Source organism: Amycolatopsis sp. NPDC041971 (assembly GCF_055588925.1).
On sequence record NZ_JBVJCE010000016.1, the window covers coordinates 86,409 to 112,569 of the forward strand.

Annotated in this window: 19 protein-coding genes; 13 read left to right on the forward strand and 6 right to left on the reverse strand. The window is 67.7% G+C overall.

The window, feature by feature from the left end:
• The first annotated feature begins 17 nt into the window (after window positions 1–17).
• Together ACZ6DT_RS28365 and hemW are read left to right on the forward strand one after the other, a co-directional pair.
• Complete coding sequence (locus ACZ6DT_RS28365) at window positions 18–431, forward strand: VOC family protein (RefSeq protein ID WP_465600771.1); 414 nt, start codon at window positions 18–20, stop codon at window positions 429–431.
• A 110-nt stretch (window positions 432–541) separates the two neighbouring features.
• A complete protein-coding gene (hemW, locus tag ACZ6DT_RS28370) occupies window positions 542–1,756 on the forward strand; it encodes a radical SAM family heme chaperone HemW (RefSeq protein ID WP_465600774.1) in 1,215 nt (404 codons plus the stop codon).
• Between the two features lie 218 nt (window positions 1,757–1,974).
• On the opposite strand, the gene ACZ6DT_RS28375 is transcribed toward hemW, so the two are convergent.
• Window positions 1,975–2,649 carry a TetR/AcrR family transcriptional regulator gene (locus ACZ6DT_RS28375; protein ID WP_465600777.1) on the reverse strand — a complete coding sequence of 225 codons (675 nt, stop codon included), beginning with the start codon at window positions 2,647–2,649 and terminating at the stop codon, window positions 1,975–1,977.
• A 112-nt stretch (window positions 2,650–2,761) separates the two neighbouring features.
• Here ACZ6DT_RS28375 and ACZ6DT_RS28380 point away from each other — a divergent pair, with 112 nt between their 5' ends.
• The 4 genes from ACZ6DT_RS28380 to ACZ6DT_RS28395 are packed head-to-tail and all read left to right on the forward strand — an operon-like array spanning window position 2,762 to window position 5,489.
• Window positions 2,762–3,175, forward strand: coding sequence for an SgcJ/EcaC family oxidoreductase (locus ACZ6DT_RS28380; RefSeq protein ID WP_465600780.1), 414 nt, complete (start codon window positions 2,762–2,764; stop codon window positions 3,173–3,175).
• Between the two features lie 22 nt (window positions 3,176–3,197).
• The gene (locus ACZ6DT_RS28385) at window positions 3,198–3,413 is read left to right on the forward strand and encodes a hypothetical protein (RefSeq protein WP_465600783.1); all 216 of its coding nucleotides are present in this window, start codon (window positions 3,198–3,200) and stop codon (window positions 3,411–3,413) included.
• Between the two features lie 29 nt (window positions 3,414–3,442).
• The gene (locus tag ACZ6DT_RS28390) at window positions 3,443–4,243 is read left to right on the forward strand and encodes a siderophore-interacting protein (protein ID WP_465600786.1); all 801 of its coding nucleotides are present in this window, start codon (window positions 3,443–3,445) and stop codon (window positions 4,241–4,243) included.
• A 10-nt stretch (window positions 4,244–4,253) separates the two neighbouring features.
• Window positions 4,254–5,489, forward strand: a complete 1,236-nt coding sequence (locus tag ACZ6DT_RS28395; RefSeq protein ID WP_465600789.1) for a serine hydrolase domain-containing protein — start codon at window positions 4,254–4,256, stop codon at window positions 5,487–5,489.
• 174 nt (window positions 5,490–5,663) lie between these two features.
• Here ACZ6DT_RS28395 and ACZ6DT_RS28400 read toward each other — a convergent pair whose 3' ends face one another.
• Window positions 5,664–7,142: an alpha/beta hydrolase gene (locus ACZ6DT_RS28400; protein ID WP_465600792.1), complete on the reverse strand. Its 1,479-nt coding sequence runs from the start codon at window positions 7,140–7,142 to the stop codon at window positions 5,664–5,666.
• A gap of 174 nt (window positions 7,143–7,316) precedes the next feature.
• Here ACZ6DT_RS28400 and ACZ6DT_RS28405 point away from each other — a divergent pair, with 174 nt between their 5' ends.
• Entirely contained in the window at window positions 7,317–8,813 is a 1,497-nt protein-coding gene (locus ACZ6DT_RS28405; RefSeq protein ID WP_465600795.1) for an FAD-dependent monooxygenase, read from the forward strand.
• Between the two features lie 61 nt (window positions 8,814–8,874).
• Here ACZ6DT_RS28405 and ACZ6DT_RS28410 read toward each other — a convergent pair whose 3' ends face one another.
• The 4 genes from ACZ6DT_RS28410 to ACZ6DT_RS28425 are packed head-to-tail and all read right to left on the reverse strand — an operon-like array spanning window position 8,875 to window position 13,626.
• Entirely contained in the window at window positions 8,875–9,864 is a 990-nt protein-coding gene (locus ACZ6DT_RS28410; protein WP_465600798.1) for a TIGR03842 family LLM class F420-dependent oxidoreductase, read from the reverse strand.
• Between the two features lie 12 nt (window positions 9,865–9,876).
• A complete protein-coding gene (gene hydA, locus ACZ6DT_RS28415) occupies window positions 9,877–11,262 on the reverse strand; it encodes a dihydropyrimidinase (protein WP_465600800.1) in 1,386 nt (461 codons plus the stop codon).
• A complete protein-coding gene (locus ACZ6DT_RS28420; RefSeq protein WP_465600803.1) occupies window positions 11,262–12,104 on the reverse strand; it encodes a nitrilase-related carbon-nitrogen hydrolase in 843 nt (280 codons plus the stop codon). The genes hydA and ACZ6DT_RS28420 overlap by 1 nt, the downstream gene beginning before the upstream one ends.
• Window positions 12,055–13,626, reverse strand: coding sequence for an NCS1 family nucleobase:cation symporter-1 (locus tag ACZ6DT_RS28425; protein ID WP_465600805.1), 1,572 nt, complete (start codon window positions 13,624–13,626; stop codon window positions 12,055–12,057). The genes ACZ6DT_RS28420 and ACZ6DT_RS28425 overlap by 50 nt, the downstream gene beginning before the upstream one ends.
• A gap of 241 nt (window positions 13,627–13,867) precedes the next feature.
• Here ACZ6DT_RS28425 and ACZ6DT_RS28430 point away from each other — a divergent pair, with 241 nt between their 5' ends.
• The 6 genes from ACZ6DT_RS28430 (at window position 13,868) to ACZ6DT_RS28455 (ending at window position 26,103) form a co-directional block, all read left to right on the forward strand.
• The gene (locus ACZ6DT_RS28430; protein WP_465601144.1) at window positions 13,868–14,551 is read left to right on the forward strand and encodes a response regulator transcription factor; all 684 of its coding nucleotides are present in this window, start codon (window positions 13,868–13,870) and stop codon (window positions 14,549–14,551) included.
• The gene (locus tag ACZ6DT_RS28435) at window positions 14,548–15,585 is read left to right on the forward strand and encodes a HAMP domain-containing sensor histidine kinase (RefSeq protein ID WP_465600808.1); all 1,038 of its coding nucleotides are present in this window, start codon (window positions 14,548–14,550) and stop codon (window positions 15,583–15,585) included. The genes ACZ6DT_RS28430 and ACZ6DT_RS28435 overlap by 4 nt, the downstream gene beginning before the upstream one ends.
• Before the next feature lie 69 nt (window positions 15,586–15,654).
• Window positions 15,655–17,229, forward strand: coding sequence for a DUF4153 domain-containing protein (locus ACZ6DT_RS28440; RefSeq protein ID WP_465600811.1), 1,575 nt, complete (start codon window positions 15,655–15,657; stop codon window positions 17,227–17,229).
• Between the two features lie 473 nt (window positions 17,230–17,702).
• Entirely contained in the window at window positions 17,703–24,263 is a 6,561-nt protein-coding gene (locus tag ACZ6DT_RS28445) for a golvesin C-terminal-like domain-containing protein (protein WP_465600814.1), read from the forward strand.
• A 125-nt stretch (window positions 24,264–24,388) separates the two neighbouring features.
• A complete protein-coding gene (locus ACZ6DT_RS28450; protein WP_465600817.1) occupies window positions 24,389–24,877 on the forward strand; it encodes an imm11 family protein in 489 nt (162 codons plus the stop codon).
• A 194-nt stretch (window positions 24,878–25,071) separates the two neighbouring features.
• On the forward strand, window positions 25,072–26,103 hold the full coding sequence (locus tag ACZ6DT_RS28455) for a YncE family protein (protein ID WP_465600819.1): 1,032 nt from the start codon (window positions 25,072–25,074) through the stop codon (window positions 26,101–26,103).
• The last annotated feature ends 58 nt before the right edge of the window (window positions 26,104–26,161 follow it).

The following is a 26,161-nucleotide window of genomic DNA, read 5'->3' on the forward strand; positions in this document are numbered from 1 at the left end:
TCGGGAGGAAACACCAGATGCAACTCAGCGGTTTCGGTGCTTGTGTGCTCGTCGACGACATCGCCGAGACCACCGCCTGGTGGAAGCGGCACATGCAGTTGACGGTGACGATCGAGCTGGACTGGTTCTCCAGCCTCAACGTCGGGGTCCCGGGCTACGAGATGAGCTTCGCGAAGCGTGGTCACAAGGCCACTCCGGAGCCCTGGCGGGCGCAGGAGGCGGCCGGGTCCATGGTCGGCTTCATGGTCGCCGACGCGGCGGCCGAGTACGAGCGGTTGCGCGAGGAGGGGGTCAAGATCGTCACCGAACTCGTGGACGAGGAATTCGGCCAGCGGCACTTTTACATCGAGGACCTGAACGGCTTCCTGATCGACATCATCGAGGTGATCCCGCCGTCGCCGGAGTGGTTGGCCGCCAACGGCTTGGCCTAGTACCGCTTCGGGTGAGTGAGGGCCGCGCCGGGTCGCCGCCGGCGTAGCTCGTCCGTGAAGGCCTCTTTCCCCGGGGAAGGAGGCCTTCACGGCGTGGGGGACACTGGGGTGTGCCCGCGTTGCTGCCCGAAACCACCACACCCGTCGAGTCCGCGCTCCCCGAGAGCGCGCTGGAAGGGCTCGGCACCCGGCCGTTCGGCGTCTACGTGCACGTCCCTTTCTGCGCGACCCGCTGCGGCTACTGCGACTTCAACACCTACACCGCCGGAGAGCTGGACAGCGGTTCATCGCCGCAGTCCTGGCTGGAAGGCCTCAACCGCGAGTTCGACCTGGCCGCGCGCGTGCTGGGGAAGCCGCCCGCTGTCGACACCGTCTTCGTCGGAGGCGGAACCCCGTCCCTGCTCGGCGCCGCCGGACTCCGAAGCGTTCTCGACGCCGTTCGTGACACCTTCGGGCTCGCACCGGACGCAGAGGTCACGACGGAGTCCAATCCGGAGTCCACCTCGCCCGAGTTCTTCGCGGGCATCCGCGACGCCGGGTACAACCGGATCTCACTCGGGATGCAGTCGGCCGCTCAGCACGTCCTGAAGATCCTCGATCGCGTGCACACCCCGGGCCGTCCGGTCGCGGCCGCCGAAGAGGCGCGTGCCGCCGGGTTCGAGCACGTCAACCTCGACGTCATCTACGGAACGCCGGGGGAGCGCGTCGAAGATCTCCAGGCTTCGCTGGACGCGGTGCTGGCGGCCGGCGTCGACCACGTCTCGGCGTACGCGCTGATCGTCGAAGAGGGCACCGCGCTCGCCCGCCGCGTCCGCCGCGGTGAACTGCCCGCGCCGGACGACGACGTGCTCGCCACCGACTACGAGATGATCGACCGCGTCCTCGCTTCGGCGGGATTGCGCTGGTACGAGGTGTCCAACTGGGCGACCTCGGAAGAAGCCCGCTGCCGCCACAACATCGGTTACTGGCGCGGCGGCGACTGGTGGGGCGCCGGACCCGGCGCGCACAGTCACGTCGGCGGCGTCCGCTGGTGGAACGTCAAGCACCCGGCTCGCTACGCCGCGTCCCTCGCCGCCGGGGACTCACCGGCCGCGGGCCGCGAACTGCTGACCGACGAAGACCGGCATCTGGAACGTGTGATGCTGGAACTCCGGCTGTCCGAAGGACTTCTGCTCGACGCGCTCGACGACGACGGCCGGGCCGAAGCCCGTGCCGCCGCCGCCGAAGGGCTGCTCGATCAGTCCGCTTTGGACGGTCAGGAGCGTGCTGTGCTGACCGACCGCGGCAGGTTGCTGGCGGACGGTCTGGTGCGCCGGCTCACGTGAGTGGTGGGTCCGGCGGGCAGGCTTGTTGCTGCGCTGGGCGGTGGAAGCCGGGCGGCCGCAGGTGGTGTCCGGCAAGAAGATGTCGGAGTTGAAGGCGTCCTTGGGGTGCGTCTGGTGCCGCTGTACGCGGCCGCGGTCGCGCTGCTCTGACCCAGCCGACTGCCCGGGCTTCTGGTCAGTGTTCCCAATGGGGCATTGGAGACGCTCGATGTCCCCACTTACGAGGTGCTGGAGGCCAGACCGCGGAGGAACTGGTCGATGGCGAACTCGAACCGTTCCTGCGCGGTCTCCGCGGTGAAGTACTCGCCCGAAGCCAGCAGGTTCGGGAAGGCGCCGGGTGGGAACGACGTCATGTACTCGACCATCCGCTTGCCGCGTTCCTCCTGCTCGGCCAGGTCGATGTCGCCGTGCTGCCAGCCGGCGCCTTCGTAGGCGAAAGCCTTGGCGTAGAGCCATAACGCGTCCGCGGCGAACAGTGCCCGCTTGAGGTCGAGGCCGCCCGCGCGCAGCACCGCGAGCATGGCTTCGGCCTGCTGCAAGGCGTTCGCGCCGACCGGTACGGGGATGGCCCACGCGATCTTGGCGATCCCGGGGAACGACGTCAGCGCGCGCACGTTCTCGCGCAGCAGCTCTTTCGCCTGCTCGACCCACCGGTTCGGGTCGGGTTCGGGGAACGGGCCGAAGGCGAGCACGTGGTCGACCATCAGCTCGTGGAGCTCTTCCTTGTTCGCGACATGGGCGTAGAGCGACGCCGGGCCGGTCTCCAGCGCCTGGGCCACGCGTCGCATGCTCACCGCCTCCAGCCCCTCGGCGGCGAGGAGGTCCAGTGCCGTCTTCACCACGAGCTCCTGGGACAGCACGGGTTTTTCGGCGCGACGCCGGGGCCTGCTCACTTCGTTCGCCTCCTGGTCCGGGGATGCCGGGGAACTCTACTTGACGCGAACATCGTTCGCCTGTAGAACGGTGTTCGTCAAACGAACACTGTTCGTCACACTGGAGGGCACCATGACCGAACGACAGACCGAAGTCCTGGCCGTGTTGAGCCGGCTCGCCGACGCGTGGAACGAAGGCGATGCGGTCGCGTACGCGTCGTTCTTCACCGAAGACGCCGACTACGTGACCTTTTTCGGGATGAACCTGCCGGGCAAGGCGATGATCGAAAGCGCGCACCGCTCCCTGTTCGAGGGTCCGCTCTCGGGGTCGAAACTGATGGCCGGCGGTGGCGAGCCGAAGGTGCGGTTCATCCGGCCGGACGTCGCGATCGTCGTGTCCGGCGGCGGGTCGTCGCTGTCGGGGGGCAAACCGGAGCCGGGCCGGGAATCGACGCTGACGTACGTGCTCGTGGAGGAATCCGGCGGCTGGCGCGTCGCGTCGTTCCAGAACACCCGGGTGAGCGATCCGACCGCGCGGGCTTCGTGAAGCTCCTGGTCGAAGTGTCCGGGTGGTCCCCGCGTCGGTCGCCGAGGTCTTCACCGGAATGGCGGAGGCTCTGCGGGCCCAGCCATACAACTCCGGCTTCGAGATGGACGCGGAGCGTCGTTTCCTCGCGCAGCGGGGTGGCTGGTGGTATCGCGGTGAGTACATCGTCGGAGAGGGCTTCGATCGGATGCTGGGAAACCTGGCCCGGCCCGGCGGCGAAAAGCGTACGCTCGGTTAGGTTCACCTAACCCAAGAAAGGAATCGTGGATGGCCGAGGCGCGGAGAGCGGTATCGGCGACCCGGTTGCGGGTGCTGCGCACCGAGCGGATCACCCCGCATATGGTCCGGATCGTCGCTGGGGGCGAAGAGATCGCCTCGTTCCAGCCCAACGAATTCACCGACGCCTACGTCAAGGTGCACTTCCGGGTGCCCGGTGTCACTTATCCCGAGCCGTTCGACCTGGCGCGTGTCCGCGAGGAACTGCCGCGTGAGCAGTGGCCGCGGATGCGCTCCTACACCGTCCGGGCCTTCGACCCGAACCTCGGCGAACTGGTGCTCGACTTCGTCCACCACGGTGACGAGGGCGTCGCCGGGCCGTGGGCCGCCGCCGCGAAACCGGGCGACGAACTGCTCATTTCCGGACCCGGTGGGGCGTACGCGCCGGGCGAGGAGGCCGACTGGCATCTGCTCGCCGGGGACGAGAGCGCCCTGCCGGCGATCGCCGCTTCGCTCGAGGCGATGCCGGCGGGTGTCCCCGTGCACGCGTTCATCCTCGTGGAGGACGCCGCCGAAGAGCAGTCGCTGACCACCAAGGGCGACGCGCGGATCACCTGGCTGCACCGGAGCCGGGGTGACGATCTCGCGGCCGCAGTCCGCGCGCTCGACCGGCGTGAAGGTGTCGTGCAGGCGTTCGTCCACGGCGAGGCCGGGTTCGTCCGGGACCTGCGGCGTCATCTGCTGGAAGACCGGGGCATCCGCCGCGATCTGCTGTCCATCTCCGGATACTGGCGGATCGGGAAGACCGACGAGGCGTGGCGACTGGAGAAACAGGCCGAGCGGAACGCGTAGCCTCGGTCGCATGATCGAGCTGAAGGTGGACGTCGACCCGGCCGAGGTGGGTTTCGACGCGGAGCGGTTGCGCCGGATCGACAAGCACTTCGACGGGTATCTGGAGCGCAACCGGCTTCCCGGGTACCTGGCCGTGGTGACCAGGAACGGGAAGGTCGCGCATCTCGCGTCGAACGGGCAGCGTGACATCGAGGCCGGGCTGCCGGTCGAGACCGACACGATCTGGCGCGTCTACTCGATGACGAAGCCGGTCACCTCCGTCGCCGCGATGATGCTCGTCGAAGCGGGGCTCATCGACCTCAAGGACCCGATCTCCCGCTGGCTTCCGGAGTTCTCGGAACCGCGGGTCTTCGTCGGGGGCTCGTCGGTGAAGCAGGCGACCGTGCCCGCGGCCGAACCGATCCGCCTCTGGCATCTGCTCACCCACACCGCGGGGCTGACCTACGGTTTCCACCGCACGCATCCGGTCGACATGCTCTACCGCGAGGCGGGGTTCGACTTCGGCACCGCGCCGGGACTCGATCTGGCGGGCGTTTCCGAAGCGATCGCGCGGCTGCCGTTGCTGTTCCAGCCGGGTTCGGAATGGAACTATTCGGTCGCGACGGACATCCTCGGCAGGCTCATCGAGGTCGTTTCCGGTCAGTCACTCGACACTTTCTTCGCCGAGCGGATCTTCACTCCGCTCGGCATGCACGAGACAGGTTTCCAGGCCGCCTCCGGTGATCTCGACCGGCTGGCCGCGCTCTACGTGCCGCATCCGGGCACCAAGGAGCCGTTCCGTCACGACGAGCTGGGCAACGTCGGCCGCGTCGCGCCCTCGTGCTTCTCGGGTGGCAGCGGGCTGGTCTCCACGGCGGGTGACTACCACCGTTTCGCCCAGATGCTGCTGCGCGGCGGCGAACTCGACGGCGTCCGGCTGCTCGGCCCGCGCACGGTGCGGCTCATGGCGACCAACCACCTGCCCGGCGGCGGGGACCTGGAGACCTGCGGACGGACCGGGTTCTCCGAGGCGCCGTACGACGGTTTCGGCTTCGGGCTGGGCTTTTCCGTGCTCGACGACCCGGCGAAGGCCAAGACCCTGGCCAGCGCCGGGGAATTCGCCTGGGGTGGCGCGGCGAGCACCGCGTTCTGGGTCGATCCGGACGAGGACATCACGGTTCTGTTCTTCACCCAGTTGCTGCCGTCGTCGACCTATCCGATCCGCGTCGAATTGAGGAACCTGGTGTACCAAGCCTTAGTGGACTGAGGGGAAGCCATGCGCAGCACGCGACCCGGCTGAGCAACGATCTGCTCGCTCCGCCGCCGGATCACGTGCTGCCACTCTGGAAGCCGCGCGGATGGCGCCCGAGGTGGCGCGCCGGTCCGCGAACATCTTCTCCGACTACGCCGGTTGGCTCACCGACGAGGGCGCCGCCCGCGCTTACCTGGCGTCGAACGGCGCGTGATCCGGGGCGCAGACGGTGCCGCGGGCCGGAAGGCGTCCGTAGGCCAGGTAGGCGTCGAGTGCCGCGTCGACACAGGCGCTGCGGTTCGCGGCGCCGTGCCCCCAGGCGTCCAGCGTCAAGAGCCGGGCGTTGCCGAGGATGCGTTCGGTCCGTTTCGCCCCGGCGTACGGCGTTTCCGGGTCGCCCTTGCCGTTGGCCAGCAGCAGGATCGGCGCGGTCGGCCGGTTCCACGGTCCCGTGTACCGCGCCGGATCGGAGACGGGCCAGAAGGCGCAGGGCAGGGAGAGATACGTGTCGTAGGAACCGAAACCGCGGCTTTCCCGGTCTGCCGCGCGGGCCGCGCGAGGCCAGGCGGCCGGGTCACGCGGGTTCGTCGTGTCCGCGCAGATCGTCCCGCCGCCACCCAACGCGGAATCGAAGGGTGTCGCGATGGCCTTCGCCGCGACGGGTTTCGTCGCGGACTGAAGGAATTCCGCCAGCGCGGGGGAGCGGGCCTCGTCGGTCAGCGCGTTGTGGGTACGCCGGATGACCTCCTGGTAGGTGATGGCGCCCGGCGTGGCTTCGAGCCGGTCGAGGAGCGCGTCGTACTTGGCCCGCAAGTCCGTCCCCGGCTCGCGGAAGGCGCACCGGGTGTCGGCCGCGCACGCGTCGAGGAACGCCTGCAGCGCGCGGTCCGCGTCCCGGAAGCCGCCGAGCCTGGCGCTGAACGGGACGTTCGCGTCCTCCGGACGGTGTCCGGTGGACCAGGCGATCGGATCGTTGACGGCGTCCAGCGCCAAGGCGCCGACGCGATGCGGGAACAGATTGGCGTACACCTCGCCGAGGTACGTGCCGTAGGAGAGCCCGTAGTAGCGCAGGCGTGGCTCGCCGACGGTTTCGCGCAGTCTGTCGAGGTCCCTGGCGACGTTCGTGGTGGACAGGTGCCCCAGTAACGGCCCGGCGTTGCGGCCGCACGAGGCGGCGACCTCCCGGACGTCGGCGAACTGCCGGATCTCCTGTTCGCCGGTGATCGGGAAGTTCCCCAGAACCCGTTTGAGCGGTTCGGTTTCCGCGTCACTGGTGAAGCATCGGACCGGCGTGCTGGCGCCGACGCCGCGCGGGTCGAAGCCGACGATGTCGAACTGCCGGTGCAGGGACGGGGTCTGGAACTTGCTGAAGCGGCCGGGGTTCCCGGGGCCGCCGGGGTTGGTGAAGAGGGTGCCGCGTTTGTGCCTCTGGTCCGTCGCCGGGAGACGGCCGAGCGCGAGGGTGATCCGGGGACCGCCCGGGTCCTGATAGGACAACGGGACCTCGATCTCGGCGCAGTCGTAGCCCGGTGGCGAGCCGGACGGACAGGGACCCCAGGCGAGACCTCGCGGCGCGGCCGAAACCGCGGGCGTGATCGTGACGGCGGCGAGTGCGGTGAGGGTGAGCACAGTGGCGGTGAGCACAGTGGCGGTGCGGATTCTGGTCACCCGGCCAGCGTCTCGTCTCGCGGGCGCGCGATCCCTGGTGCGGGTACCCGGAAAAATGGTGGGGCACGCCCCTCCATGTTCAACGTATAGCGCACCGGGGGGCTTGCGGCAAGACCCCGGTGATGCCGCAGAATCCTCGGCCGTAGCGAGAACAGGCCGAACAGGAGTGAAGATTTGACGGACGTCGACGTGATCATCGTGGGTGCCGGCCCGACCGGTCTGATGCTGGCCGCCGAACTGCGGCTGGCCGGTGCGCGCCCGCTGGTCCTGGAACGGCGGCCGGAACAGGGGAAGACTCCGAAGGCCCACGGCCTCAGCGGGCAGATCCTGGACCTGCTGCACTATCGCGGCCTGCTGGAGCGGGTGCGGGGGCTCGTCACCGACCCCGTTCCGCCGCATCGGTTCCCGTTCGGTGGGGTGCACGTCGATCTCACCCGGTTCGAGGAGCCGCCGCTGAAGGCGCTTTCGGTACGACAGCAGTCGCTGGAACGGCTGCTGGAGGAGTACGCCGCCGAGCTCGGCACGGAAGTGCGTCGCGGCCACGAGGTCGTCGGGTTGCGCCAGGACGACGAGTCGGTGACCGCCGAGGTGCGCGGCCCGGACGGATCGTACGAAGTCACCGCCCCGTACCTGGTGGGCTGCGACGGCGGGCGCAGTCCCGTCCGCGCGATGGCGGGGATCGGATTCCCCGGTACCACCTATCCCGAGGTCAACCGGATCGGGCAGGTCGAGATCCCCGACGGGCTGACCGTCCACGACAACGGCGACATCGAGACGCCGGAACTGGGCCGGATCAAGGCGGGCTTCACCCGCACCGACGCCGGCGTGTTCGCGCTCGGTTCGCTGACGCCGGGGGTCCTGTTCATCCAGACCACGGAGGACGATCCCGGCGAGGTCGACGACGACGTGCCGATGACCATGGCCGAACTCGGGGACAGCATCCGCCGGGTGCTCGGCGGCGACGTCCCGCTGGGCGATCCGGTCCGGCTCTCGCGCTACCAGTTCTCCGCCCGCCAGGCGGAGCGCTACCGCGAAGGGCGGATCCTGCTGGCGGGCGACGCGGCCCACCTGCTGCCGTCCACCGGCACGGCGATCAACGTCGGCATGTCCGACTCGGTCAACCTCGCGTGGAAGCTGGCCGCGGATATCCAGGGCCGGGCGCCGGAAGGACTGCTGGACACCTATCACGCGGAACGGCACGCCGCCGGTGCGCGCGCGTTGGTGCAGTCACAGGCGCAGGTCGCGTTGCGGCGCGGGCACGACGCCGCGGCCGAAGCGCTCCGCGCGGTCTTCCAGGAACTCCTGGACGACGAGCAGGCCGCGCGACGGCTGGCCTCCCACGTCGCCGGGACCGACACGCGTTACCCGATGCCGGGTTCCGGGCACGCGCTCGCCGGTACGTTCGCCCCGGATCTCGCGCTGGAGACCGACCGGGGCGCGACCAGCGTCGCCGAACTGCTGCGTCCGGCGCGGCCGGTCCTGCTCGACCTCGCGGACCGGCCCGAACTCCGCGAACTCGCTGAGGCGGCGAGCGTCGACGTCCACACCGCGAAGGCCGAGGACCGGCCCGCCGACGTCCTCCTGATCCGCCCGGACGGCTACGTCGCCTGGGCGGGCGACACCGACGCCGAAGGCCTGCGCGAGGCCCTCGCCGCCTGGTTCGGCGCCTGACCCCACGCATTTCGTCCTCTGAATGCGGGAGAAACGCATTCAGAGGACGAAATGCGGGTCGTCAGTGGTTGATGACCTCGGAGCCGTACCGCTTCAGGGTTTCTTCCCGTTGATCGTGCATCAGATACAGCGAGAACTGGTCGACGCCGAGCGAAGCCAGCTCCTCCAGCCGTTCCCCGTGCGCCGAAGACGGCCCGAGCAGGCAGAACCGGTCCACGATCTCGTCCGGGACGAAGTCGGTCGACGGATTACCCGCCCGCCCATGGTGCGAGTAGTCATAACCCTGCCGCTCGCGGATGTAGTCGGTCAGCTCGTGCGGCACCGGCCCGGAATCGCCGTACCGCGCCACGAGATCCGCGACGTGGTTGCCGACCATCCCGCCGAACCAGCGCAACTGTTCCCGCTGATGCGCCAGATCGTCGCCGACGTACGCCGGGGCCGCGAGGCAGATCGTGATCCCGGCCGGATCCCGCCCCGCCGCGCGGGCGGCCTCACGGACCGAACCGATGGTCCACCGGGCGATCGCGGGATCGGCGCACTGGAGGATGAAGCCGTCGGCGTGTTCGCCGACCGTCTTCAACGCCTTCGGCCCGTATCCCGCCATCCACATCTCGAGTCTGCCGTTGCGGATCCAGGGGATCTGGACCGGCTTGTCCCGCAACAGGACTTCACGCCCTTCGGCCAGTTCCTTGACCACGTGCATGCAGTCGCGCACGGTGGCCAAAGTGGACGGTGGCATGCCGACCACCCGGTGCGCCGAGTCGCCGCGGCCGATCCCGCAGACGGTCCGGTTGCCGTACATGTCGTTGAGCGTGGCGAAGGTCGACGCCATCACCGACCAGTCCCGGGTGGCCGGGCTGGTCACCATCGGGCCCACGATCATCGAAGACGTCGCGGCCAGGATCTGCGAGTAGATGACGAACGGTTCCTGCCACAGCACGCACGAGTCGAACGTCCAGCCGTAGCGGAAACCCTGATCCTCGGCGGCCTTCATCAGCCGCACGAGGTCGCGTGCGGGTGGGTCGGTCTGGAGAACGATCCCGAAGTCCATCCGGCCACCGCCTCAGTTCAGGTACTGGTTCAGGTCGCGCGAGAGGAATTTCCCGTGCGTCGTACTGCCCGAGAAGCCGGACGGCGACACGACCACACGGCCGCGGGACAGCACCGTCTCGACCTTGCCGGTGATCTCCATTCCTTCGTAGGCCGAGTAGTCCACGTTCATGTGGTGCGTCTCGACCGACAGGGTCTGCTTCGCCGCCGGGTCGTAGACGACGATGTCCGCGTCCGAACCCGCCGCGATGACACCCTTGCGCGGGTACAGCCCGAACATCCGCGCCGGGGTGGTCGAGCAGGTTTCGACCCAGCGGCCGAGGGTGAGCTCGCCCGCCACGACACCCTGGTGCAGCAGGTCCATCCGGTGTTCGACGCCGGGGATCCCGTTGGGGATCGCGCGGAAGTCGCCGCGGCCGAGTTCCTTCTGGTCCTTGAAACAGAAGGGACAGTGATCCGTGGACACCACCGAAAGGTCGTTGGTGCGCAGCCCTCGCCACAGATCCGCCTGATGCGACTTCTCCCGCAACGGGGGAGAGGCGACGTACTTCGAACCCTCGAAATCCGGCTTCGCCAAGTCCTCAATGGACAGATAGAGGTACTGCGGACACGTCTCCGCGAAGACGTTCTGCCCGTTGTCGCGCGCTTCCGCGACCGCGGCCAGCGCCTGGGACGCCGAGAGGTGCACGATGTACAGCGGCGCTCCGGTGACCTTGGCCAGCTGGATCGCGCGCGAGGTCGCCTCGCCTTCCAGCTCCGGTGGCCGGGTGAGCCCGTGCTGCACCGGGTCGATCTTCCCGGCGGCGAACGCCTGCGCGGCCAGCTGGTCGATCGCGATGCCGTTCTCCGCGTGCATCATGATCGTCGCGCCGATCTCGCGTGCCTTCTGCATGGCCAGCAGGATCTCGCCGTCCGTGGAATAGAAGACCCCGGGATACGCCATGAACATCTTGAAGCTGCCGACCCCGCCGTCGACACAGGCCCGCATCTCCTTCAACGACGAATCGTTCACGTCGGAGACGATCATGTGGAAGCCGTAGTCGATGGCGCAGTTGCCGTCGGCCTTCTCGTGCCACTTGTCCATAGTGGACAGCAGTGAGGTGCCCTTGGCCTGGACGGCGAAGTCGATGATCGTGGTCGTCCCGCCCCACGCCGCCGCCGTCGTCCCGGTGCCGAAGGTGTCGGCGGAACGCGTCCCGCCGAACGGCATCTCCAGATGGGTGTGCGCGTCGATCCCGCCGGGCAGCACGTACTTCCCGGTGGCGTCGATAACGTGGTCGGCTGGGCCCAAAGCTCCCGGTGCGCAGACGGCCGAGATCGTCTCGCCGTCGACGAGGACGTCCGCCGCCGAAGCGCCCGCCGTGGACAGCACCTGGCCGCCGCTGACGAGGGTGGTCATCACGCCTCCGCGAGGGGTCCGTAGCTGTCGGGACGGCGGTCTCGGTAGAAGGCCCAGAGATCCCGGATTTCGGCGAGCAGACCCATGTCGAGGTCGCGGACGACGATCTCCTCCTCGGTGTCGGACGCGGCTTCGCCGACCAGCTGGCCGCGCGGGTCGGCGAAATACGTCTGGCCGTAGAAATCGTTGTCGCCCAAGGGTTCCACTCCGACGCGGTTGATCGTGCCGACGTAGTACTCGTTCGCGACGGCGGCCGCGGGCTGCTCCAGCCGCCACAGGTACTCCGAAAGACCACGGCTGGTCGCCGACGGGTTGAACACGATCTTCGCGCCCCCCAGGCCCAGCGCGCGCCAGCCCTCCGGGAAGTGCCGCTCGTAACAGATGTAGACGCCGATGCGGCCGACGGCGGTGTCGAACACCGGGTAGCCCAGGTTCCCGGGCCGGAAGTAGAACTTCTCCCAGAACCCCTTCACCTGCGGAATGTGGTTCTTGCGATGCTTGCCGAGGTACGTGCCGTCGGCGTCGATCACCGCGGCGGTGTTGTAGTAGACGCCGGGCTGCTCGACCTCGTACATCGGGACGACCAGCACGACGCCGTGGCGTTCGGCGACCTCCTGCATGAGCTTCGTCGTCGGCCCGTCGGGGATGCCTTCGGTGTAGGAGTAGTAGTCGGTGTCCTGTACCTGGCAGAAGTACGGGCCGTAGAACAACTCCTGCAGGCAGACGACCTGCGCGCCCTGCGAAGCGGCCTTGCCGATCGCTTCGACGGCGTTCGCCGTCATCGACTCCTTGTCACCCGTCCACCGCTGCTGGATCAATCCGGCTCGGACCAGGTCGCTCACTTGCTTCCTCCTTCGGATAGGCGGTGCGCTTGCGCTCGGGCAGGGCCAACAGCAGGTAGACGACGAAAGCGCTCGCCAGGCCGACGACCCAGTTGTAGTCGTAGAGCGGTTTCAGGAGCGGGATCAGCCCGTCCGCGGGGAACGGCCCGCCGTACGCGCCGCCGACCGCGAGCACGGCGCCGACGAGCGTCGCGACGAGCGCACGCCAGTTCCAGCCGCCGTTAAACCAGTAGACGCCGCGTTCGGTGTAGAGCTCCCGCAGGTGCAGCTTGGTGCGGTTGACCACCCAGTAGCCGGCGACGAGCACCCCGGCGACCGCGCCGAGCAGGCCGCCGTAGAAACCGAGCCACGCGAAGATGTAGATGTTCGGATCGGAGTAGAGCCGCCACGGCTGGATGAGGATGCCGATGATCCCGGTGATCAGTCCGCCGACGGCGAAGGTGATCTTCTTCGGGAACGCGTTGGAGAAGTCGTAGGACGGGCTGACCACGTTGGCCGCGAGGTTCGCCGACACGGTCGCCAGCACCAGCGCGATCAGCGCGACGACCACGACGACCGGCGAGTCGAACCGGTCGGCCAGTTTCGCCGGGTCCCAGATCTGCTCGCCGTAGAGGACGCTGCCGCCCGAGGTGGTCAGGATGGCCACGATCGCGATGAACGTCATCGTGGTCGGCAGGCCGAGGAGCTGACCGCGGACCTGTTTGCCCTGGCTGCCGCCGAACCGGGTGAAGTCCGGCATGTTCAGCGAAAGCGTCGACCAGAACGCGATCATCGCCATCAGCGCCGGGGCGAACACCTTCCAGAAGTCCGGCCCCCAGCCGAGTCTGCCGGGCTCGGCCAGGATCGGGCCGAAGCCGCCCGCCTTGACCAGCACGTAACCCAGCAGGATCAGGAAGCCGACCGACACCAGCGGCGCCGTCCAGTTCTCGAATTTGCGGACCGCCTCCATGCCGCGCCAGATGATGAGCATCTGGACCAGCCAGAACACCCCGAACGAAAGCCACAGTGTCCAGTGCTGGCCGAGGACGACGGTGGAGTCCTTCCAGCCGGAGCCCGCGAGCCGCCCGACGATGATGTAGATCGCCTCGCCGCCGACCCAGGTCTGGATGCCGAACCAGCCGCACGCGATGAACGCCCGCAGCAATGCCGCCAGGTTCGCGCCGCGCATGCCGAAGAAGGCGCGGGCGAACACCGGGAACGGGATGCCGTACTTCGTCCCGGCGTGGCTGTTGAGCAGCATCGGGATCAGCACGATCAGGTTGCCGATGGTGATCGTGAGCAGCGCCTGCACCCAGTTCATCCCGAGCGCGATCAGTGACGCGGCGAGCGCGTAGGACGGGATGTTGTGCGCCATGCCCATCCACAGCGCGAAATAGGTGTAGGTGGTCCAGGTCCGCTTTTCGACCGGGACCGGGGCGAGTTCTTCGTTGTAGAAGCGGCTGTCCTTCAAGGACTCGACCTCGCCGAGTTCCACCCGGCCATCAGGGTGCACGTACTGCGTACCGCGTGCCGTCGGCTCCATTGCGGAATCGTGCTCGCCCGCGCCGCGCGGGTGGGACTGGCAGACTGTTCACTGTTGAGGGCGTCGAAGCGCAGACTGTCGATTGCGTTCAAAGGCTCCTGGTGCATGACCTGCGTCACACACATGGGCGTAGCAATCCGGCAAACGGGCTGAAACATCTCCACAGGATCTCCACAGCTCACCCGGATGGTCTCCACGGCCGGTGCTTACAGTCATCCCCATGGAACTGGGAGGACGCCGGGTGCTGGTCGTCGAGGACGACGTGACGATCGCCGAAAGCATCGCCGCGCGGCTGCGGGCCGAGGGATTCACCGTGGATCTGGCGCACGACGGCCCTTCCGGCGTCGAGACCGACGCCGACCGGGAACCGGATCTGGTGGTGCTCGACGTGATGCTGCCGGGATTCGACGGGCTCGAGGTCTGCCGCCGGATCCAGGCCCGCCGCCCGGTCCCGGTGCTGATGCTGACCGCCCGTTCGGACGAGACGGACATGCTGATCGGTCTCGGCGTCGGCGCCGACGACTACCTCACCAAGCCGTTCTCCATGCGGGTGCTCTCGGCGAGGGTGCACGCGCTGCTGCGCCGTGTCGAACGGTCGGCCCGGACCGACGTGAGCGAAGCGGGTACGAAGATCGTGCTCGGCGACCTCGAAATCGACGTCGAGCAGCGGCGGGTCACGCGGGCGGGTACTCCGGCCCAGCTGACGCCGATCGAGTTCGACCTCCTCGTCCATTTCGCGAAGCGCCCGAGAGCGGTGCAGCCGAGGGAACGCCTGCTGAGCGAGGTCTGGGACTGGGACGTCGCGGGTACGGGTTCGGGCACCCGCGCGGTCGACAGTCACATCAAGGCGCTGCGCCGCAAACTGGGCGCGGACCTCATCCGCACCGTGCACGGCGTCGGTTACGCCCTGGAGGTGGGATCGTGAAACTTCGCCCGCTGTTCGGCCGGATCGTCGACGCGCTCCCGAGACCGCTCGACCCGGTCCGCTCGATCAAACTCAAACTCGCGATCCTGCTGGTGTCCTCGGGCGGTATCGCGTTCGCCTTCTTCAACTGGCAGATCGGCTGGCTGCCGCCGCGGACCACGATCGCCGCGATGGTGCTCGCCGTGGTCACCTCGCAGATCCTGGCGCACGGGATGACCAGGCCGCTGCGCGAGATGACCGCCGCCGCCCGCGCGATGGCCAAGGGCGACTACACCCGGCGGGTCCGCGCCACCGCCCGTGACGAGGTCGGGGAGCTGTCGCACGCCTTCAACCAGATGGCCGCCGACCTCGACGCCTCGGATCAGCGCCGTCGCGAGCTGATCGCGAACGTCTCCCACGAACTCCGCACGCCGATCACCGCGCTGAACGGGGTGCTGGAGAACCTGGTCGACGGCGTCGCCGAACCCGATCCGGCGACGTTGAAGACGGCGCTGCAGCAGACCGAACGGCTCGGCAGGCTGGTCTCGGAACTGCTCGACCTCTCGCGGATCGACGCGGGTGCTTTCCCGTTGCAGCTGGAGGAGTTCGACCTCGAACTGCTGCTGGAGGAGGTCGCCGCCGAAGCGGGGATCACCGCCGCCGCGACCGGCCGAGGCGTGCGGTTCGCCGTCGACGTCCGGCCACCCGGCGCGACGGCCGTCGCCGACCGCGGCCGGCTCTACCAGGTGGTGGTCAACCTGCTCGACAACGCCGTCCGGCACGGACCGGCCGGGGGCGAGGTCCGGGTGCGGGCGGAGGTCCGTGAGGCCGACGTCGTCATCGAGGTCGAAGACGAAGGCCCCGGGATCCCGCCGGGGGAGCGGGACAGCGTGTTCGAGCGGTTCACCCGCGGCGAGCGGGCCGGCGGCGGGGGCACCGGCCTCGGCCTCGCCATCGCGCGATGGGTGGTCGATCTCCACGACGGCAGCATCGCCGTCGTCACCCCCGAGCAGCGGCCGGGCTGTGTCATCCGCGTCGTGATCCCCGTTCCCTAGTTCCCTGCCGCGTGTTCTCGGCGGCTCCGCGCACACTGCGATATGTGCTTTCGCAAACTGGAGGATTGGATGAGCGAAGAACCCGAAGACCGGCAGGCGCACGCGTCACCCCCGTCGGCGACGACCACCCTGCCGCCCAAGCCCCTGCCGTCCACGCAGGTCCCGGTGCTGATGCGGCCCCGCGTACCGCCCAAATCGGCGATCGTCCCGCTGCCCGGTTCGGTCCTGCCCGCGGCGGTCGCGGCCGGACTGGTCACCGCCATCGCCATGCCGGACGACCCTGGAGCCGGCTGGTTCGTCGCCGGGCTCGCCTTCGCGATGGCTGTCTACTTCGCCGACAAACGCGCCCGCGGCGACGCCGAACCGCACTTCCGCCCGGTCAACGCGGTGTGGGCGGCGGCCGCGCTGGGACTGCTCGCCGTCGGCATGTTCCGCGCGTCGGTCTGGCTGAACGTGCTCTGCGTACTCGCCGCGTTCGTGGCCGGATCCCTCGCGGTGGTCGGGAAACGCACGGTGAACACGATCGTCTACGACGTCTTCGCGGTCCCGATCGAGGCGCTGCTTTCGATCCCGTGGATCGGGCGCGGACTCGCGAAGCTCGGCACGAAACAGGAAGGCCGCGCGCGGCCGAGGTTCCTGCTGCCGGTACTGGCGAGCGCCGGACTGCTGCTGGTGTTCGTCCCGCTGTTGCGCGGCGCGGACGCCGCGTTCGCGAGCGTCGTCGACGCGGTGATCCCCGAACTGAACCCGGGAACCTTCGTGCGCTGGGGTTTCCTCTTCGTCGTGGCCGCGTTCGCCGTCACCGGGGCGTGCTACCTGCTGGCGGCGCCACCGCTGCCCGCCGACAGTGCCTCCGCCGAAACGCCCCGCAAACGGCTGACGCACCGGCTCGAATGGACGTTACCGCTGGGTGTGCTGACGCTGCTGTTCACGAGCTTCGTCGTGGTCCGCCTGGTCATGTTGTTCGGCGGCACCGAATACCTCCTGGCCACGAGCGGCCTGACGGCGGCCGAATACGCCAGGAGCGGGTTCTGGCAGCTGTCCGCCATCACCGTGCTGACGCTGCTGCTGGTCGCCGCCGCGCTGCGCTGGGCACCGAAGTCCTCGGCGGCCGATCGCGCCTGGCAGCGCGGGCTGCTCGGAGCGCTGAGCGTGCTCAGCCTGGTGCTGGTCACGTCGGCGTTGAGTCGCATGTGGACATACCAGCAGGCGTACGGGTTCACCGTGCTGCGGCTGCTGGTCGAGGTCTGCGAACTCTGGATCGGCCTGATCTTCCTGCTGGTACTCATCTCCCTGATCCCGCTGCGGTCGGCCTGGCTGCCGCGCGCGGCCATCGGAGCCGCCGTCGCGGCACTGCTGGGACTGGCCGTCCTCGATCCGGAACGGTTCATCGCCGACCGCAACATCGACCGGATCGCGCACGGCAAGATACTCGACACCGCCTACCTTTCCCGGTTTTCCGCCGATGTGGTGCCGTCGGTGGACCGGCTTTCGGAGCCGCTGCGCTCCTGCGTGCTCAGGCCGGTCGTGACCGGAATCCCGGACGATGATTGGCGCGAATGGAACCTGAGCCGGTCCCTCGCGCGTCATACCCCTGTCGCCGCGGAGGGCGGGGTCGGCTGCCGGTACCTGACCAGTCCTTGAGCCGTGACACCACGGCCTTGTTCGCCCTCGTGGGGGTGAGGGCGAACAAGGTCGCGGTAACCGCCGGGTCTTCGAGGGGGAGGCCCGGCGGTCGTCACCCCTGAGACGCTTTCCGCGGAATCGTGCTCGATGGCCATCAAAATCGCAATCATTCTACCGGAAATCGACGATTATCGCGCCAGTTCGTTGGTTCGATAACAATTCGCCGTCTAGTACTCGGGTATCTTATACCGCCGGTTTTCAGGCTTAACCGGCTCTCCTTCACACCTGTTTGGCCTATTCCGGCTTCCGTCTCTTAGTGCTTGACTGTCGGCGTGCTCTCGGTGAGCACGCCGGGGCTGGGGGCGCTCGTCAAGACGCGGCGGAACGCCAACTGGGGAAACACTTCATTAATTCGCGTCGCCGTTTTCGCGTCGGCTAACGAGTGGTAGCTCAACGCGCGCGAATTCCGAAGGTGGAAGGAACTGGGAATCATGGGGAGACCAGTCCGTTTCGGTTCGATGCTGTCCGTGGCGGCGATCGCGTTCGCGGGAGTGGCCTTGGTGCCCGCGCCCGCCGTCGCGGCGGCGCCCGGCCAGGCAGCGCGGATCGCCGCGCCTCCGTCACCGCGATGCCCGCAGACAGCCGCTCCGCCGGAGACGAAGACCGCCTCGGCGCAGGCACCACTGACCAGGCCGGTGGCCGGGCAGGCCGCGTCGGGGGCGTACTCGGCGCCGGACACGGCACGGCGGATGATCCCCGGTGAGGAATATCAGGTGCGGGTCACCGTGACCAATACGGTCAAGTTCCCTTTGGTGGCAGGCAAACATGTGCTGTCGTACCGGTGGGAGCTGCCGAATGGCCAGGACGCCACCGCGGGCAATCGCCTCGACACCCCGTTGCCCGCCGATCTCGCCCCCGGCGCCGCCGTGGCGCTGGACGCCAAGGTCAAGGCGCCGACACTGGCCGACACCGGCAACGAGCGTGAGCAGTTCGTGCTGCGCTGGGACGTCTACGACAACTCGACGCGCAAGTGGCTTTCCGAGACGGCCGGGGTGGCGACTCTCAACCAGCCGGTCCGCGTCGAGCGCCCGACGTCGGACCAGCTCGGGCTGGAGCAGTTCTATTCCTACGTCGGAGCGCCCACCGGGGCGGGCGGCGCCGTATCGGTGAACCAGTTCTCGGGCAACGCGGTGTGGAATTACGACGTGCTGACCAATCCCAGTCGTGGTTTGGCCAGTTTTCTACGGTTGAGCAGCAACAGCGCAGACACCTCGGATTCCTATGCGGGCAGTGGCTGGTCGGTCACCTCCTCGACGTTGAACCGGCTCGGCACCCCGCTGGAATTCGGCGGTCTGCTGCCCGGTCTGCTCGGCTGGCCGACCACGGTGACCCTGGTGGACGGCGACGGCACCAGCCACGTCTTCGAGCTGAACAAGAACAATTCCTCGGACTCGGCGAAATGGACCTACGACAGCCCGGCGGGTGTGCATCTGTATCTGCAGTACCTTCCCGGGGGCGCCGACGAGCGCCGCTGGGTGTTCACCACGCCCGAGCGCACCAGGTTCTTCTTCGATTCCCAGGGCTATCATACGTCCACTGTGGACAAGAACGGCAACACGATGTCGTTCACCTACGAGCGTGCGCTGCTGGGCAACCGCAACACCGGGGTGCTCAAACACGTCACCGACGCCACCGGTCGCCGTACCCTCACTCTGGACTATTACCAGCGTGGTGACGCGTTCTCCTACATTCTCGGCGGCAAGAAGCTGACCGGCACCGCTCTGGACAACCTGTTCATCATCGACAAGCTCAAGTCGGTCACCGACGTCTCCGGACGGGTCGTGACGTTCACCTACACCGACCGCGGCGCCCTCGGTGAGGTCATCGACGGCGCGGGAACCCCCGACGCGAAGCCGTTCACTTTCTTCTACGACGAAAACAACGTCAAACTGACCTCCGTCGTGGATCCGAACGGGCACAGCACCCGCATCGGCTACTTCACCGAAGCCGGCGACACGCAACGCCGGTGGAATGTACGTACGGTCACCGACCGGCGCTCCGCCGCGATGGCGTTCGACTACACCGATCCCGACGGCGGCGCGGGGTCGAAGATCGAATCCTCGCTCGTCGATGGCAACGGGCACACCAGCAAGACACTGCTCGACGGCTACGGCCGTCCAGAGCGGGTCGCCAACGCCAAGAACGAGACGACCCACCTGCACTGGGACGAGGACAACAACGTCATCAAGCTGGTGGAGAACAACGGCGCCACCCAGAGCTGGGTCTATGACCAGAAGACCGGGTATCCGCTGGAGATCAAGGACGCCGAGGCCAACCGGGCTGGCGGGCCGGCGACCCGGCTCGGCTATCGCACCGACCTGGACGGTCACGTCGCCGACCTGACGGACAAGACCACCCCCGAGGGTCGCAAGTGGACCTTCGTCTACGACGACAAGGCCAACCTGGTCGCGGTCACCGACCCGAAGGGCAACGCCACGCCGCAAGAGAGCGACTACACCTCGCGCTACTCCTACGACGGCTTCGGTCACCTGATCAACCAGACCGACGCCAACGGTCACACGACCGTCTACGGCGACTACGACCCCAACGGGTATCCGCGGGTCATCACCGACCCGCTGGGCTGCGCGACCCTGTACCGCTACGACCAGATCGGCAACGTCGGCTCGATCACCGACGCGCGCGGCAAGACCAGCACCTACACCTACGACGTCTTCAAACGCCCGCTCGACACCAAGGAACCGAAGGACCAGGCGGCGGGTTCCTACATCATCACCCCCGGCCCGCGTTACGACCGCAACGACAACGTGGTGACCAGCACGGCGGCCAACGGCGCGGTCAGCCGCACCACCTATGACGAAATGGACCGGCGGGTCGCGGTCCACGCACCGAAGGACACCCCTGACGGGCCGGAGAAGATCACCACCTTCGGCTACGACGCCGCCGGGAACCTGATCAAGCAGACCGAGCCCAAGGGTGTGCTCACGCCGAACGACCCGCGCGACTTCAGCTACACCTTCGTCTACGACGAGGTGAATCAGATCGTGCGGGCCACTGACGTGCGGGGCAATCAGATCACGGCGGCCTACGACGACGTGGGCAACCTCGTGACCCACACCGACGCCCGCAAGAACAAGACTCCCGATCCGAACGACTACACCACGAAATACCGGTTCGATCTCAACCACCAGGTGCAGGCGACGTTCGACGCGAACGGGAACTCGGTGACGACCGAGCACGACCGGGACGGCAACGTCGTGGCCAGCATCGACGAAGAGGGCAACAAGACCCTCATCACCCTCGACGAACGGGCCATGCAGACCGAGGTGCGGTCCCCGCACAGCAACGACAACGGCCTGCGGTACTTCACCACCCGGTACGAGTACGACCAGGTCGGGAACCTGACCAGGACGATCAACCCACGTGGGGTGGACACCCCCGGCGAGGCCAACGACTTCGTCACCGAGACCGTCTACGACGAGTTGAACCGGGCCCGTGAGGAGATCCTGCCGTACGCGGCCGGTGACGCCGAACACGCCAAGCCGGTCAGCACGATCACCACCTACGACGAGGTCGGCAAGGTCAAGGAGACCTCCGCGCCGCCATCGCACGGCGAGCAGGTCCGCAACGTCACCAAGCTGAGCTACTACGACAACGGCTGGCTGCGTGAATCGGCCGACCAATGGGACATCAAGACCACCTACGACTACACGCCGACGGGCCAGCAGTCCAACCGGACCCTGACCAGTGCCGGTGGCGGCGCGAACCGGGTGCAGACCTGGGACTACTTTCCGGACGGCAAGCTGAAGACCCGTTCCGACGAAGGTGTCCCGGTCGGCCGCGCCGTGGTCGTGGTCGACAACGCCAATCCCGACCGCACCCAGATCACCGGTAACTGGGCGACGGCCGAATCGGACAAGGGTTTCCAAGGCGCCCAGTACCGTGCCGTCGACGGCCGCGACGCCGATTCGGCGTTCACTTGGAAGGCCTCGGTGCCCGCCGACGGCACCTATGAGGTCCTGGTGCGGTATCCGCGAGCCACCGCCACCGACGCCACGTACACCGTCGAGCACGACAAGGGCGCGACCGCCAGCAAAGTGGATCAGACCACCAGGGCCGGTGAGTGGGTCAGACTCGGCAAATACCCGATGTCGGCGGGACAGATGCGTAACGTGACGCTGTCCGGCAAGGCGAGTGGCTCGGTCGCCGCCGACGCCGTCCAGCTGGTGCGGGACAACAGCGCCGACGTCGACGCGGAGAAGAAGACCTTCGGTCACCGCTACGACGTCAACGACAACCTGATCGAGCTGACCGACTCCTCGGCGGAGACCCCGGTCGACACCTACCGCGTCCGGTACGACGAGATGAACCTGGCCGACCTCGTCGAAGAACTGAACGACGGCAAGGTCGAGCACAGCACCGCCTACACCTACGACGAGAACGACAACCTCAAGTCGGCGAAGTTCGACAGCCGGACCTCGCTGTACGACTACAACCCGCTCGACCAGGTCGAAAAGATCACGAACAAGCGGAACGACGGCGACGCCGGCAAGGTCAACACGTTCGGCTACACCAAACGCGGTCACGTCGACCAGCAGGTGAAGAGCAACGGCAACGTCGTCAAGTACGGCTACTACCTCGACGGCCTGCTGCGGTCTCAGGTCGAGCGCAAGAAGAACAACGGTCCGGTGGTCACCGAGCACAACCTGGAGTACGACTCCAATTCCAACCGGATCAAGGACAACGGCCGCAACCAGAACGCCGATGATCACGGCGCGACGATCGACACCGACGCGTCCTATGTGTACGACCCGCGGGACCGGGTGCGTGAGGTCACGAAGAAGGGCACCGACGGGGAACGCAAGGAAAGCTACAAACACGACGACAACGGCAATGTCTGGGAGCAGGAGATCTCGGGCAAGAAGACGTCGTTCGATTACGACCGGAACAGGCTGCTGTCGACGACCACGGACGGGCAGAAGGCGGTTTACGACTATGACGCCTTCGGCAAGCTGAACCGGGTCACCCAGTCGGGCAAGGAACTGGAGAAGTACACCTACGACGGCTTCGACCGCAAGATCGAACACGTCAAGGACGACGGCCGCGGCCCGAAGACCACCACCTACACCTACGACCCGCTCGACCGGCAGCAGACGAAGAAGGTGGATGACAAGACCACCGCCTACCACCATCTCGGCCTGTCCGACCAGGTGCTGACCGAGGACGAGAACGGCAAGCTCCGCAAGGCGTACCAGTACGGTGCCGACGGCGAGTTGCTGGCGCAGATCAAGTTCAAGGACGACGGGACCGAAGAGGACGCGGTCTACGGGTTCAACCCGCACTCCGACGTCGAGCAGGTCACCGACGCGGAAGGCAACACCAAGTCCACCTACGGCTACACCGCCTACGGCAAGGACGACGAGAAACAGTTCACCGGTGAGGACAAGCCCGACCCGGCGAACCCGGACAAGGCCGAAGAGAACTCCTACCGGTTCAACACCGCCCGGCACGACAAGTCCACCGGGACCTACGACATGGGTTTCCGGGACTATTCCCCTGGCCTGAACCGGTTCCTGACCCTGGATCTGTACAACGGGGCGCTCGCGGATCTCGGCATGACCACCGATCCGTGGACGAACAACCGCTACACCTTCGGCGCGGGGAACCCCCTGTCGCAGGTGGAGATCGACGGGCACGGCTGGTTCGACGACGCGGTGGACTGGGTGGGTGACAACGCCAAGGAGATCGGGCACGCCGCGCTCGACGTCGCCGGGGTGATCCCCGTGGTCGGCGAGGCGGCGGATCTGGCCAACGCGGCCTGGTACGCGGCCGAGGGCGACTGGGCCAACGCGGCGCTGTCCGCGGCCGCGGCGATCCCGTTCGCCGGCTGGGGCGCCACCGCGGTCAAGGCGGGCAAATACGCGGTCAAGGGAGCCGAAGCCGCGCAAGGCGGGGCCAAGGCCGCCGACGCAGGGCAAACCGCCGCCAAGACCGCGAGCAAGTCCGCCGACGCCGGTGCCAACGGCGCCAAGACCGCACCTGCCCCCAAACCTGCCCCCAAGGCCGGAAGCTCCGGCGGCGGCGGTGGGAAGGCGGGCGGCACCGCGTCCAGCGGCAAGAAGCCCTCGGGCAGCGGCTCGGGCGGCGGCCAAGCCGCCAACGCGGGCGGCACCAGCGCCTCGAAGGGGACCGGCGGCGGAGCGTCGAAGGGCGCGGGCTGCAACAGCTTCGTGCCGGGCACCACGGTGGTGATGGCCGACGGCAGCCACAAGCCCATCGAGGACGTCCGTGAAGGCGAACCGGTGCTGGCCACGGATCCGGAAACCGGTGACACCGTCGCCCGGCCGGTCACCGCGGTCATCGTCGGCGAGGGCAGCAAGAACCTTGTCGAGGTCACCGTCGACACCGATGGCGGAGACCGCGCCGGTCCGACCGGCGTCGTGGTCGCCACGGGCGAACACCCGTTCTGGGCCGACCAGCAGGGCCGTTGGGTCAACGCCAAGGATCTGCGCCCCGGTGACCAGGTGCGCACCGACGACGGGACGCGACTCAGCGTCATCGCGACTCGGGCGTGGACGCAGGCGCAGAAGGTCCACAACCTCACTGTCGAGGATGTGCACACCTACTACGTCACGGCCGGCGGCGAGGAACTGCTGGTCCACAACGCGGGCGAGAGCTGCAAGCTCAACCGGGCGATGCAGAACGCCGGCGAACCCGCCCGCCGGACCGGCGAGCAATCGCACCACATCGTCCCGCACGGTTCACCGAAGGCCGCGTCGGCTCGTAAGGCACTCGACGACGCCGGCATCGGTATCAACGATGCCGCGAACGGGATCAACCTGCCGCACAACGCGAAGGCGGCGACAGCCTTGGGTTCGTCACGGACACCACACAACCAGACGTTCCGGGAGAGCTACTATCGCTACATCACCGACGAGCTCGCTGGCGCACGCAAAGAAGACGTGTTCGATATCCTGTCGGGTATCAAGGACGCGCTGAATTCCGGCCGTTACTTCCCGAAGAAGGGTGAATGACCGTGCGGGTGTACCAGATAGATTCTCCTGGTGGGTTTCATTGGATCAACCCGGCTGATTCCGATGATTTCGAGCGCTTGCGGTTCGACGGGACGTCACGGGGGTCTTCCTGGGTGCCGGTGAAGATGGAACTGATCACGAATGACGGAGAGCGGGGTGGGGAGCCCACCGACGAGTACACCTCTTTTCCCTGGCGTGGGCAGGATCAGCTGGCCCTGCGGGATGAGGCCATCGACAAGGTGGGTCCGTTACTGGAGCCGTATGGGGAGCTGCTGGCCCTGGAGTGTGAGGGTATGCGGGTGGCGGTCTTCAACTGCTTGACCGTCGTGGACGCGCTGGACGAGGACAAGTCGGAACTCAACTATCTCCGTAGTAGCGGGAGACTGCACAAGATCCGCTCGTACGTGTTCCGGTCGGACGTGGTCGAGGGCCTCGGGGTCTTCAAGGTGTCGCAACAGCCTGGAGGGTCACTGCTCTTCACCGATGCGTTGGTCGACGAGGTCGCCGGTACCGGTCTCTCGGCGCTGCGATTCAACGCGGTGTGGGATTCCGAGGAAGGGACCTACGGCGAACGCCTGGCGACGAAATTCCGTCCGGTGGATCGCAAGATCTGAAAGCGGCGGGGAGTTCACTCCTTGGCCGACCCTGTTGATTCCGATTGTTTCGAACGCCTATAGCTGGAAATCGGTAAGCGGCGCGATTTCTCCGGGAATCGTGGCGCACGCTCATGGACTTCACAGGACGCAGGGAAAAGACCATTTTCGACGGGGCCTGGGTACGTCGAGGGCAGATGAGGAAGGTAGGGGCGATGAGACGAAGTGTGTTGGCGGGGTTGGGTGCGGTGGTCGCGATGACGGTTTCCGCCGTCGCGGCGCCGGTGGCGTCGGCGGGACAGGAGTTGCCGTTGCCGGGGTTCGGCGACGTCGTCGTGGACGACGCGCACGAGCGGGTGTTCGTTTCCGGCGGCGGCTCCGGCAATGGCATCGTCGTGGCGGACTTCTCCGCCAGGGTTCGCCGGACGATTCCGAATCAGCTGGGGGCGGACGGGCTCGTGCTGAGCGCCGACGGCACCAAGCTCTACGCCGCACTGTCCGCTGGGGACGCGATCTCGGTGATCGACACCGCGACGCTGACCGAGACGGCCCGGTATCCGACCGGCGCGGGCACCTGCCCGACGCATCTGGCCAGGACCGGTGACCTGATCTGGTTCGGCTACGGCTGCGTCGACGGCACTTTCTCGGGCAAGATCGGCAAGCTGGACCCGGCCGCGGCGACGCCGGTTTCCCGCGATCACCAGAAAGACGTCCGCTATCAGCGCGCGCCGTTGCTGACCTCCTCGGGAGTGGCGAATGGCCCGCTGCTCGCCGGACAGTTGTCGCTGAGCCAGTCCATGGTGCAGGTGTACACCGTGTCCGGCGGGGAACTCGGCACCGGTGCCACGGGTGACGTCGTCGGCGCCGGACTGTATGACACCGACATCACCGCGGACGGGGCCACGCTCTACAGCGCGGCGGGCGGACGCGACCGGGTGGAGGCGTTCGCTTCCGCGGATCTGGCCCGGCGGGGCGCGTACGCCGCCCGGCCACGTCCGGTCGCCGTGTCACTGTCGCCCGACGACCTGCACCTGGCCGCGGGTGCGCTGACCACGGACGGCAATGACGTGCTGGTATACGAAGTGGGTGGCGTGACCCCGGTCAACACCGTCTCACTCGACAGCGGTGAGACCGTCCAGCCTCGCGGCTTGTCCTGGTCGGCCGACCAGGACCACCTGTTCGTGGTGACACGCCACAACAACGACGCGGAGCCGCACCTCGAGGTCGAATACCGGCCCGTCGGCTGAGGAGGCCGGGTGCCGAGTCCACCTGGGCCATGTCGCGAAAGCCCCTTTCGAGACACCA